Annotated in this window: 10 protein-coding genes; 8 read left to right on the top strand and 2 right to left on the bottom strand. The window is 70.3% G+C overall.

Annotation, left to right across the window (positions count from 1 at the left end; translation table 11 throughout):
- Positions 1-219 precede the first annotated feature (219 nt).
- The 8 genes from OG866_RS12770 to OG866_RS12805 all read left to right on the top strand — a co-directional run bounded on the left by OG866_RS12770 (position 220) and on the right by OG866_RS12805 (position 10,954).
- The gene (locus OG866_RS12770) at positions 220-4,086 is read left to right on the top strand and encodes a sensor histidine kinase (protein ID WP_329334313.1); all 3,867 of its coding nucleotides are present in this window, start codon (positions 220-222) and stop codon (positions 4,084-4,086) included.
- Between the two features lie 9 nt (positions 4,087-4,095).
- On the top strand, positions 4,096-4,509 hold the full coding sequence (locus OG866_RS12775; RefSeq protein ID WP_003973453.1) for a roadblock/LC7 domain-containing protein: 414 nt from the start codon (positions 4,096-4,098) through the stop codon (positions 4,507-4,509).
- 113 nt (positions 4,510-4,622) lie between these two features.
- On the top strand, positions 4,623-5,018 hold the full coding sequence (locus OG866_RS12780) for a DUF742 domain-containing protein (RefSeq protein ID WP_030611532.1): 396 nt from the start codon (positions 4,623-4,625) through the stop codon (positions 5,016-5,018).
- Complete coding sequence (locus OG866_RS12785) at positions 4,999-5,574, top strand: GTP-binding protein (protein WP_015657619.1); 576 nt, start codon at positions 4,999-5,001, stop codon at positions 5,572-5,574. Before OG866_RS12780 ends, OG866_RS12785 begins: the two co-directional genes overlap by 20 nt.
- A 379-nt stretch (positions 5,575-5,953) precedes the next feature.
- Positions 5,954-9,283 carry a sensor histidine kinase gene (locus OG866_RS12790; protein WP_329334316.1) on the top strand — a complete coding sequence of 1,110 codons (3,330 nt, stop codon included), beginning with the start codon at positions 5,954-5,956 and terminating at the stop codon, positions 9,281-9,283.
- 10 nt (positions 9,284-9,293) lie between these two features.
- Entirely contained in the window at positions 9,294-9,707 is a 414-nt protein-coding gene (locus tag OG866_RS12795) for a roadblock/LC7 domain-containing protein (RefSeq protein WP_003993185.1), read from the top strand.
- A 97-nt stretch (positions 9,708-9,804) separates the two neighbouring features.
- Complete coding sequence (locus OG866_RS12800; RefSeq protein WP_194084807.1) at positions 9,805-10,392, top strand: DUF742 domain-containing protein; 588 nt, start codon at positions 9,805-9,807, stop codon at positions 10,390-10,392.
- Complete coding sequence (locus OG866_RS12805; RefSeq protein WP_026248371.1) at positions 10,373-10,954, top strand: GTP-binding protein; 582 nt, start codon at positions 10,373-10,375, stop codon at positions 10,952-10,954. The genes OG866_RS12800 and OG866_RS12805 overlap by 20 nt, the downstream gene beginning before the upstream one ends.
- Before the next feature lie 77 nt (positions 10,955-11,031).
- Here the strand turns inward: OG866_RS12805 and OG866_RS12810 are convergent, their stop codons facing one another.
- Complete coding sequence (locus OG866_RS12810) at positions 11,032-11,505, bottom strand: hypothetical protein (protein ID WP_329334319.1); 474 nt, start codon at positions 11,503-11,505, stop codon at positions 11,032-11,034.
- An 80-nt stretch (positions 11,506-11,585) separates the two neighbouring features.
- Positions 11,586-11,774, bottom strand: coding sequence for an acyl-CoA carboxylase subunit epsilon (locus OG866_RS12815; protein WP_329334321.1), 189 nt, complete (start codon positions 11,772-11,774; stop codon positions 11,586-11,588).
- Between the last annotated feature and the right edge of the window lie 45 nt (positions 11,775-11,819).

Here is an 11,819-nt window from a genome sequence, read left to right on the forward strand (position 1 = left end):
TGTTGGAGATCCGGCACTGTGCTGGAATCTCACGGAACCGCCGCAGGAACGAGCCGGCGCACAGGGGGCGCACCGCGCGCCTAGTGGCGGCGAGAAGGGGGAACCAGCGCCGGTCACTCACGACCATCGGGGGGCGTAATTCAGGGCGCCCCTCAGTACGCCGACACCGTGCCCTTCCGTTCACGCGGAGGGGTGCCTGGTCCAGAGGTTGCGACGCTAGTGCAGGGACGTTTCAAGAGGGATGGCAGTGCTTCGGCGGAGCCGGAGCCGCACGGCGGGACTGCCCCCAGCAATGGCAGCTCCTCGCCCCAGCACGCCCAGAACCCGGGCCAGGCGGCGTCCGGCGACGGAGGCACGCGCCCCGGCGCGACGCCCTCCGGCAGCGCCAAATCCGCCACCCCGGCGGCCAAGCCGTCGAAGAGCCCGACCGGGCCCGGTTCGCGAATAGCGCTGCGCAACTGGCGTATCTCCACGCGTCTGGTGTCGCTGCTCGCGCTGCCCGTGGTCGCGGCCACCTCGCTGGGCGCGCTGCGCATCAGCGACAACGTGGACGACATCCAGCAGCTCGAGAACATGAAGCTGCTGACCGACATGACCAAGCAGGCGACGGCCCTGGCCGAGGCGCTGCAGAACGAGCGTGACCAGTCGGCCGGCCCGCTGGCGCACGGCTCCAGCGCGAGCGACTACACGATCAAGGGTCTGCGGGACAAGACCGACCGCGCGCGCGACGACTTCATCGACTCGTCCGAGGAGATCGACGACCAGGGCAGCGGCCTCCAGGGCATCCGCGACAACGTGGTGCTCCTGGTCGAGAACCTGCGCTCGGTCGACAAGGTCCGCAACGACGCCTACGAGGCCCAGGGCAACTCCACCCAGACCGTGGAGGCCTACCACCGGATCATCACGCAGCTGCTGGACCTCTCGCAGGACATGGCGCAGGCCACCAGCAACCCCGACATGATCCAGCGGACGCGTTCCCTGGCGGCCTTCTCCGCCGCCAAGGAGTACGCCTCGATCCAGCGCGCCGTCCTCGCCGCGGCCCTGCCCGCGAACAAGACGTCCCTGGGTGACCTCTCCGAGAACGACCGGCTGTACGCCCAGTCGGCGTTGCAGAGCCAGGACGCCGAACTCCGGAGCTTCCAGTCCATCTACGGCCAGACCGCGGCCGTGGAGCTGCTGGAGCCCATCAGCGACAACAACACGACCATCCAGTCCTCCGACACCTACGCCAGCCGGGCCCTGGACTCCACCAACGGTCTGGAGAACCTGGACAAGCGGTCGTACAAGGACTGGCTGGACGACAGCTCGACCAAGATCGACCAGATGGGCAAGATCGAGAGCACGCTGCTCGAGCAGATGGAGCAGAAGGCCCGCGAGCTGCGCAACGAGTCGGAGAGTGAGGCGATCCTCTCCGGTGCGCTGATCCTGCTCGTGCTCGGTATCTCGCTCGTCGGCGCCTTCGTGGTGGCCCGCTCCATGATCCGCTCGCTGCGGCGCCTGGAGGAGACCGCGACCAAGGTCGCCACCGACCGGCTGCCCGAGCTGGTCAAGCAGCTGTCCGAGTCCGACCCGCAGGACGTCGACACGTCCGTGGAGTCGGTCGGTGTGCACTCGCGCGACGAGATCGGCAAGGTGGCCGCGGCCTTCGACGACGTGCACCGCGAGGCGGTCCGGCTCGCCGCCGAGCAGGCCCTGCTGCGGGGCAACGTCAACGCGATGTTCACCAACCTCTCGCGCCGCTCCCAGGGTCTTATCCAGCGCCAGCTGTCGCTGATCTCCGAGCTCGAGTCCCGTGAGGCCGACCCGGACCAGCTGTCCTCGCTGTTCAAGCTCGACCACCTCGCGACCCGTATGCGCCGTAACGGTGAGAACCTCCTCGTCCTCGCCGGTGAAGAGCCCGGCCGGCGCTGGACCCGTCCGGTCCCGCTGGTCGACGTGCTCCGCGCCGCCGCCTCCGAGGTGGAGCAGTACGAGCGCATCGAGCTGGCCTCGGTGCCGACCACCGAAGTCGCCGGCCGTGTGGTCAACGACCTCGTGCACCTCCTCGCCGAGCTGCTCGAGAACGCGACCTCGTTCTCCTCTCCGCAGACCAAGGTCAAGGTCACCGGTCACGCGCTGCCCGACGGCCGCGTGCTGATCGAGATCCACGACACCGGCATCGGCCTCTCCCCCGAGGACCTCGCGGCGATCAACGAGCGGCTGGCCTCGCCGCCCACCGTGGACGTCTCGGTCTCCCGCCGCATGGGTCTGTTCGTGGTCGGTCGTCTGTCGCAGCGTCACGGCATCCGTATCCAGCTGCGCCCGTCCGACTCCGGTGGTACGACCGCGCTGGTCATGCTGCCCGTCGATGTCGCCCAGGGCGGCAAGAAGCCGCAGCCCAAGCCCGGTCAGGGTGCGGGTGGCGGTGCGCCGTCCGCCGCGCAGGCGGCCGCCGGGGTGGCCGCGGCCCGTCGGGGCCCGCAGGGCGGCTCTCTCGGCGCGGGCGCGCCCGCCGGTGGCGGTGCCCTCGGCGCCGGTCCGCAGCCGGGCGGTCTGCTCGGTGCCGGTCAGGGGCCACGGGCCGCGCTGCCCGGCACGGGCAACGTCGGTCGTCCGGGTGGTCCGCGTGGTCCCCAGTCCCCGTCCGCTCCTCCGCAGGGCCGGCCCGCTCCGGCCGGTGCGGGTGCCGGCTTCGGTGGTCAGGCGCCCGGTGCCCCGCAGGGTCTCCAGGCCGCCGGTACCGGTGGTCCGCAGGACGCCTTCGGTGGCGGCCGGCCGCAGCAGTCCGCGCCGTCGGGTGAGCAGGGCGGCGGTCGTCGTGGCCGTCAGCTTCCTGGCCGCGGTGGTCCGCGGGCCGAGCTGCCGGGCGGCAACCCGCAGCAGTCGCGGCCCAGCTGGAGCGACGAGAACGCACAGCCGCAGATCTCGCACGCCTCGCTCGACGCCCCGCGCGGCCATGACGAGCAGGACCCGTCGCAGACCTCGCGCATGCCGCGGATCGACGACCGGCAGGGCCCGGGCAGCACGTCCGAGTTCCCCCGCCCGGACTTCGACGCCCCCATGCCGGGCACCGGCGGCCCGCAGAACACCGGCCAGTACCCCCGCCCGAGCGCGGTGCCCGGTGCACAGGGCTCCGGCCAGTTCGCCCGTCCCGGCACCTCGCAGGACTCCGGCCAGTTCGCGTCGGCGGACTTCGGCGGCCCGCAGAGCACCGGCCAGTTCGAGCGGCCTGACTTCGACGCCCCGCAGAACACGGGCCAGTTCGCCCAGCCGGGCGGCAACGCCCAGCAGAGCGGCACCGGTTCCTTCGTCCGCCCGGACGTCTTCGGCACCCCGGCCGCGACCGGCCCGTCCGCGACCGGTCAGTTCCCGGTCCCGCAGGGGTACGACAACGGCTCCACGGGCCAGTTCCCGGCGCCGGGCCACGACAGCAGCTCGACCGGCCAGCACGCGCTGCCGGGCCGCCAGTCCCCCACCGGACCGGCGAACCCGCAGCAGACCGGCCAGTTCGAGCGGCCGCAGCAGGGTGCCGGACGCAGTCCCGCCGACTTCGGCGCCCCGCAGCGTCCGCAGGCGCAGCGGCCCGTACGCCAGGAGCCCGAGGCGCTGCCCCCGGCGGCAGGACCCGGTGACGGACGTACGCCGCTGTACGACACCCTGGAGACCAACTGGTTCCACGGTGCACCGGGTCAGCCGGGCCAGCCGGGCCAGCCGGGTCAGCCCGCGAACGGCAACGGCGCGGCCCCGGCCGCCCCGGCCCAGACCCCCCAGCAGTCGCAGGCTCCGGCCGCTCCCCAGCGTCCCGCCTCCGCCGCCTGGCGCAGCTCGCCGAACGACGATCTCGTCCGGCAGGCCGAGCGCGTGCGGCAGCCCGCCGCGGGCGGTGTCACCACCTCCGGCCTGCCGCGCCGGGTGCCCCGGGCGAACCTCGTCCCGGGCACGGCTCAGCAGCAACAGCACCAAGCCGGTCCGGCGGTCTCCCGTGCGCCTGATGACGTACGCGGCCGTCTGACCAATCTCCGTCGGGGTATCGCACAAGGTCGTCAGGTCGGCGGTAACGGCCAGACGGGCAGCTTCCCGAACCCCACTCACCAGCAGGAGCGTTAGTTGAGCCCGATGAGCCAGGCGGCACAGAACCTCAACTGGTTGATCACCAACTTCGTGGACAACACCCCAGGGGTGTCCCACACCGTCGTCGTGTCCGCCGACGGTCTTCTGCTGGCGATGTCCGAGGGCTTCCCGCGGGACCGTGCCGACCAGCTGGCGGCCGTCGCGTCGGGCCTGACCTCGCTCACGGCCGGCGCCTCCCGGATCTTCGAGGGCGGCAACGTGGCACAGACGGTCGTCGAGATGGAACGGGGCTTCCTGTTCCTGATGTCCGTCTCGGACGGCTCGTCGCTGGCCGTGCTCGCACACCCCGAGTGCGACATCGGCCTCGTCGGCTACGAGATGGCCCTGCTCGTCGACCGCGCGGGTGCGGTGCTCACGCCCGATCTCCGCGCGGAACTACAAGGCAGTCTGCTTCACTGAACCGCCTCGATCCACCCGCCTCACGAAATCACCGTCGGCCGACACAATCCCCCCACCGGCCTCACCAAGACGGCACGACTGACCGGAAGTTTGCTGTCCCGCCCGGAGGATCAATGACCCCGCCCACCGCCTCTCATGATCCGTACGCGGAGCCGTACGAGGATGAGGGCGACCAGCCGCTGGTACGTCCGTACGCGATGACCGGCGGCCGGACCCGGCCGCGCTACCAGCTCGCCATAGAGGCCCTGATCAGCACCACGGCCGACCCGGCGGCACTGATGGGCCTGCTCCCCGAGCATCAGCGCATCTGCCACCTGTGCCGTGAGGTGAAGTCGGTGGCCGAGGTGTCGGCGCTCCTGGCCATGCCGCTCGGCGTGGCCCGCATCCTCGTCGCGGACCTCGCCGAGGCAGGTCTCGTCGCCATTCACCAGCCGGGCGGCGACGAGAGCACCGGCGCTCCGGACGTGACACTGCTCGAAAGGGTGCTCAGTGGACTTCGCAAGCTCTGACGGAGGCCGGGCGACCACCTCCGCGAAGATCGTGGTGGCCGGCGGCTTCGGCGTCGGCAAGACCACGTTCGTGGGCGCCGTCTCCGAGATCAACCCGCTGCGCACCGAGGCCGTCATGACGTCCGCGTCGGCGGGCATCGACGACCTCACCCACACCGGGGACAAGACCACCACCACGGTGGCCATGGACTTCGGCCGTATCACCCTGGACCAGGACCTGATCCTGTACCTCTTCGGTACGCCCGGTCAGGACCGCTTCTGGTTCATGTGGGACGACCTGGTGCGCGGCGCGATCGGCGCGGTGGTCCTGGTGGACACCCGGCGCCTGGCCGACTGCTTCCCCGCGGTCGACTACTTCGAGAACAGCGGGCTGCCGTTCGTCGTGGCCCTCAACGGTTTCGACGGGCACCAGCCCTACGCACCCGAGGAGGTGCGCGAGGCGCTTCAGATCGGTCCGGACACCCCGATCATCACGACGGACGCCCGGCACCGCTCGGATGCGAAGAGTGCCCTGATCACACTGGTTGAGCACGCCCTCATGGCACGTCTGCGATAGCACTCAAATCGTCCGCGCCATACGGCAGTTGTCGTAGATGCACCGGAGCCGACTGTGTCCTTTGACACGGTCGGCCCCGGTGTTCATAACGTTTCGGCAGAGGAATCGGGTGGTATGGCCACGCGTCGCGGTCAACCGGTGTCGCTGCGTCCACAAAGGCCCCGTCTTTTGACGGGGCTCGCTCTTTATGACCGTTTTATCTAGGGCTTACATCACTCGGTATCCCCGCACTCCCATGTTTGGACGAGCGCAGGACCACGTGCTGGAATGCCTGAACTGCCCAATAGTCAAAGACGTACTCATCAGTCGAAGGCGAACTGGGCTCTGAGAGACTGCGGCACAACGTAGGTGCCGACCCCTCCGAGAGGTTGTTGGTCGAGTGAGGCGAAGCAAGAACGGTCCCGAGCCGTCGGCCCGGGGCAACTTCACCCCGCCGCCGCGCGGAGCGGCGCCCGCCCCTGTGCCCGGATCCGAACCAACGGCTGCTCCGGCGCCGAGCGGTGGTCGGCTGTCCCCCCGTAACTGGCGGGTGCCCACCAGGCTGAACGCGATCCTGCTCATACCCGTGCTGGTCGGCCTCGTCATGGGCGGCTTCCAGGTGAAGAGCTCGATCGACACCTGGACGGAGGCCGAGAACGCCGAGAAGACCGCGCGCCTGGTCCAGGCCGCGCTCACCTACGGCGACGCCCTCTACACCGAGCGGGACAGCACCGCCGCCCCGCTCCTGGAGGGCAAGGGCGAGGACGACAAGACGGTCGTCGCCGCCCGCAAGGCCACGGACAACGCCGCCGACGCCTTCGACGAGGCCGCCCAGAACATGCCGCAGACGGCGGGTCTCCAGCGCCGCCTCCAGCTGTTCCGCGACAGCGAGGCGGGCCTCCAGGCCCTGCGCACGAACGCCTACACGAGCCGGCTCAAAGGCGTGCAGACCGAAGAGGGCTATGTAGCGGTCGCGCACCCCCTGATGGAGTTCGCCAACGAGCTCGGTCTGGGCACCGGAAACATCACCAGCTACGGCCGTACCGTCTACGCGATCGCGCTCACCAAGGCGTCTCTGTCCCTGGAGCGCGCCATCGGTATGCACCTGCTGATCGCCCCGGGCCCCAAGCCCGCGGACCTGGCCGCCCAGCGCACCGCGCTCACCTCGTACGCCTACCTCGAGGGCATCGCCATCGAGGAGTACATCGGCGGCGGCACCGAGGCCGATGCCGCGAAGCTGAAGTCGCTCCAGGCGCAGGCCCTCACCGAGGGCAAGACGATGGCCCAGGACGCCGCGAAGCAGAACCCGAACTATGTGCCGGCGCCGACGACCGACACGGCCGAGTTCGTCAAGTACGTGGGCAGTATCAGCTCCACGGACGAGACCGAGCGCCAGACGCTCGCCGCCAAGGGCGTCACGGCCAACAACTGGTGGGCGTTCAACACCCTCAAGTACAAGACCTACCGGACCATCGAGTCCGACATGGCCGACAAGGCGGTGAGCGAGGCCGCGAGCATCGCCGACGAGGCCAAGCGTGACGCCTTCATCACCGGTGCCGCCGTGGTCGTCGCCCTGCTCGCCGCGTTCATCCTGGCCGGCATGGTGGCCCGCCAGATGTCCCGCGCCATGCGCCAGCTGCGCAACGCCGCCTTCGGCATCGCCGAGCAGCGGCTGCCGATGCTGGTCGACCAGCTCTCGCGTACCGACCCCGGCCGCGTCGACACCCGGGTGCAGGCCATCCCGATCAACTCGACCGACGAGATCGGCGAGGTCGCCCGCGCCTTCGACCAGGTCCACCGCGAGGCCGTCCGGCTCGCCGCCGAGCAGGCGCTGCTGCGGGGCAACATCAACGCGATCTTCACCAACCTGTCGCGCCGCAACCAGTCGCTGATCGAGGGCCAGCTGACCCTGATCACCGAACTGGAGAACAACGAGGCCGACCCGGACCAGCTGGAGAACCTCTTCCGCCTGGACCACCTCGCGACCCGTATGCGCCGCAACGGCGAGAACCTCCTGGTCCTCGCCGGCGAGGAGCCCGGCCGCCGCTGGGACCAGCCGGTCCCGCTGGTCGACGTGCTCCGCGCCGCCTCCTCCGAGGTGGAGCAGTACGAGCGCATCGAGCTCTCCGGCGTCCCGGAGGCCGAGATCCACGGCCGCGCCGTGACCGACCTCGTGCACCTGCTGGCCGAGCTGCTGGAGAACGCCACCACGTTCTCCTCCCCGCAGACCAAGGTCCGCGTCACCGCGACCCGCCTCCCCGACGGCCGCGTGATGATCGAGATCCACGACAAGGGCATCGGCCTCACCGCCGAGGACTTCGCGGACATCAACCACAAGCTGGCCAACCCGCCGACCGTGGACGCCGCGATCTCCCAGCGCATGGGCCTGTTCGTGGTCGGCCGACTGTCCGACCGGCACGGCATCCGCGTCCAGCTCCGCCCCTCCGGCGAGCAGGCCGGCACCACCTCGCTGGTCATGCTGCCCGACGCGATCACCCACGGTGGCGGTGGCGAGCAGCAGGCGCCGGTCGACGAGTTCACCGTCTCGCAGATCATCCCGGAGCAGCAGCAGTACCACGGCGAGGACTTCAACAACGGTCTGCCCATGCGGACCGCCGCCGAGCTGGGCTTCGACGACAGCCGCTACAACCCCGAGATCCCCGACGACATCCGTGAGCTGGACCCGGTGGGCCGCTCCCTGATGCGCGAGGAGCGCCGCGCGGCCCTGGAGGCCCAGGCGCACCCCACGGAGCCCGGCCAGGAAACGCCCGCGGCCCCGTCGTACGGCAACGAGTTCGACGGCCGTCCGGCCGCGTACGACAACGGCCAGAACAGCCAGAGCGGCTACCAGGAGCCCGCCTCGTACGAGGAGCAGCAGCAGTCGGCGTACGCCGACCCGCAGCGCGCCGCGTACGAGGAGCAGCAGCAGCCGTCGTACGACGGGCAGTACTACGCGCCGAACGGCGGCCTGCCGCAGAACGACACCTTCTCGTCGAACGGCGGCGGCTACCCCGAGCCCTCGTATGCGGAACCGGTCCAGGAGGAGTCCCCGGCCGGCCACGCCTCCGCCCCGGAGTCCTTCCCGGCCTTCGAGGAGCGCCGCTACCAGGACGACTGGCCGCAGCAGGACAGCTACCAGAACGGTTACCAGGACCAGTACGCTCCCGAAGCGGAATCCACGCAGGCCGCTGACGTGAGTGAGCGCGACCACGTAGGCTTCGACCGTCCCGGTCCGGGCCCGTCGGCCGCGCACGAGCTGACCGACGCCGGCCTTCCCCGTCGCGGATCAGGCGCCGGCGGAGCGAACGGCACGAGCAGCGCGAACGGCACGGGCGCCGGCACCACCGACATGTTCGGCGCGCGGACCGTGAACCCGCAGCCGACGCCCTCCGCACCGGAGAGCAACGGCAACGGCAGCAGCAACGGAACCGGCAACGGTGACTGGCGCTCGGCCAACGACGCGCGCTGGCAGCAGGCTTCGGCGCTCAAGAAGCCCAAGGCGGGCGGGGTCACCTCCTCCGGTCTGCCGAGGCGGGTACCCAAGGCCAACCTGGTCGAGGGTGCCGCCGAAACCACCCCCCAGGGGGGCCCACAGGTCTCCCGCGCTCCCGAGGACGTCCGGGGCAGGCTGAGCAACCTGCGCCGCGGGGTCCAGCGGGGTCGAAGCGCAGGAAGTGAAACGAACGGCCAGGGCCTCGGTCCTGACAGCACCTACAACCAGGAGCGTTAGTGTGAGCCCGATGAGCCAGGCGGCACAGAACCTGAACTGGTTGATCACCAACTTCGTGGACAACACCCCCGGGGTGTCTCACACGGTGGTGGTCTCCGCCGACGGACTCCTTCTGGCGATGTCCGAAGGGTTTCCGCGCGACCGCGCCGACCAGCTTGCGGCCGTCGCGTCCGGTCTGACCTCGTTGACCGCGGGTGCGTCCCGCATCTTCGAGGGCGGCGCCGTGAACCAGACGGTTGTGGAGATGGAGCGGGGATTCCTCTTCATCATGTCCGTATCCGACGGTTCCTCGCTCGCGGTCCTGGCCCACCCGGAGGCGGACATCGGCCTCATTGGGTACGAGATGGCCCTTCTGGTGGACCGTGCCGGTACGGTCCTGACGCCCGATCTGCGTGCGGAGCTCCAAGGGAGCCTGCTCAACTAACAGACAGACGGTGCGTTTTGGCGTCCCGGGGCCGTAAGGTTTCGGGACGCGGCTCCACAGTGATGCGGTGCCCGGCACGGTCGGAGGAGGAGAGAAAGTGGCAACACCCCCAGGCGGTTCATCGTCGGGCAATTGGTCGTACGGCCCCGGACAGGGTCAGAACGACGGTGCCCAGAACCCGAACCGTTACAACTTCCCCTCCGCACCCAGCCAGCGGCAGCCGTACGCGCCCCAGCACCCCCAGGGTCCCGGACCGTCGCCGTACGATCAGCCGCCGGCGCCGCGCATCCAGCCGGTGCAGCCGCAGCGACGCGCCCCTGAGCCCGCGCCCGCAGGGGCGTCGAACAACCCCTTGGTGCGCCCGTACGCCATGACCGGCGGCCGGACGCGCCCCCGCTACCAGCTCGCCATCGAGGCGCTGGTGCACACCACCGCGCAGCCGCACCAGATGCAGGGCCAGTTGCCCGAGCATCAGCGGATCTGCAACCTCTGCCGGGAGATCAAGTCGGTAGCCGAGGTCTCGGCTCTGCTGACCATCCCTCTCGGAGTGGCCAGGATCCTCGTCGCCGACTTGGCGGAGGCGGGCCTGGTCGCGATCCATCAGCCCGGCGGCGACGAGAACGCCGGCGGCCAGCCAGACGTGACACTGCTCGAAAGGGTGCTCAGTGGACTTCGCAAGCTCTAGCGGCGGTCCTTCCCGCTCCACCACCTCGGCGAAGATCGTGGTGGCGGGTGGCTTCGGCGTGGGCAAGACCACGTTCGTCGGGGCCGTTTCGGAGATCAACCCGCTGCGCACCGAGGCCGTCATGACGTCCGCGTCGGCGGGCATCGACGACCTCACCCACACCGGGGACAAGACCACCACCACGGTGGCCATGGACTTCGGCCGTATCACCCTGGACCAGGACCTGATCCTGTACCTCTTCGGTACGCCCGGTCAGGACCGCTTCTGGTTCATGTGGGACGACCTGGTGCGCGGCGCGATCGGCGCGATCGTGCTGGTGGACACCCGTCGTCTCGCCGACTGCTTCCCCGCGGTCGACTACTTCGAGAACTCGGGTCTCCCCTTCGTCATCGCGCTCAACGGCTTCGACGGCAACCAGCCGTACAACCCGGACGAGGTCCGCGAGGCGCTTCAGATCGGCCCCGACACCCCGATCATCACGACGGACGCCCGCCACCGCGCGGACGCGAAGTCGGCGCTGATCACGCTGGTGGAGCACGCGCTGATGGCGCGCCTGCGGTAGGAACTCCGACGCGTACGACGCACAACGGCCCCTGAGCCTCTCCAAGGAGGCTCAGGGGCCGTTGTGTTGGCCGGGAGCTACCAGAGCCCGACGGGGTCGTGTTCGGCCGCCCTGAGGAGGATGCCGCGGACGGATCCCATCCCGTACTTGTCCTCGGTACTGGAGAGTTCGGCGACCTCCAGCAGGAGCGGGCGGATATCGACGCCTGCCTCGCGGGCCTCCGCGCAGATGTCGTTGAGCCAGACCATCTCGTCCCGGGTGTCACGGCCTTGGTCCCGCGCGGACAGCAGGAGCAGCTGCCGCCGGAAGGCGTGGGGGGCGCGGCCTCGTGGCACGCCCGTGGCCCAGGTGAACCTGTCGCAGCGGCTGAGGAGTGCCCGCACCTCGATCCGTGCCTGCTCATCGCGTTCGTAGAGCTTCAACAGCTCGCGCAGCGCCCCCTCGGCCTCCACCCGGACATTCGCCCTGTCCAGCGGCTTCGACCCCGGTTCCAGCTTCAAGAGCCCGTCGATCAGCTCGACCTCGGCCACCAACTCGCCCGGTACGCCCACCGGTTCCCCCTCCGCGCAGACAACAGAAGACCCCGCCCGCCCATGATGGACGGTCGGGGCCCGCTGTGTCGCTGTGGGGCTCAGTGCCAGCTGTGTGGGGCGCGGAAGCCGCCCTCGCGCTCCAGGCGGCGCCAGCCGGCCTTGGGGCGGCGACGGTCCGGGGTCTCGGCGGGCTGGGCGGCGGCGCGGGCGAGGAGGACGGCCGTGATGGCGGCGACTTCCTCGGGCTCGGCGTGGCCCTTCTCGACGCGGATGTCAGGGGTGCTCATAGGTCACAGTCTCCGTGAGAGAGGTTTCCGCAGCGGTACCTGTGG

The organism is Streptomyces sp. NBC_00663 (assembly GCF_036226885.1).
GTDB lineage: Bacteria > Actinomycetota > Actinomycetes > Streptomycetales > Streptomycetaceae > Streptomyces.

What these genes read in the sequence shown, in the direction of transcription:
- OG866_RS12775 (WP_003973453.1), top strand. Translation starts at nt 4,096, where the DNA reads ATGAGCCAGGCGGCACAGAACCTCAACTGGTTGATCACCAACTTCGTG.
- OG866_RS12780 (WP_030611532.1), top strand. Translation starts at nt 4,623, where the DNA reads ATGACCCCGCCCACCGCCTCTCATGATCCGTACGCGGAGCCGTACGAG.
- OG866_RS12815 (WP_329334321.1), bottom strand. Translation starts at nt 11,774, where the DNA reads ATGAGCACCCCTGACATCCGCGTCGAGAAGGGCCACGCCGAGCCCGAG.
- OG866_RS12795 (WP_003993185.1), top strand. Translation starts at nt 9,294, where the DNA reads ATGAGCCAGGCGGCACAGAACCTGAACTGGTTGATCACCAACTTCGTG.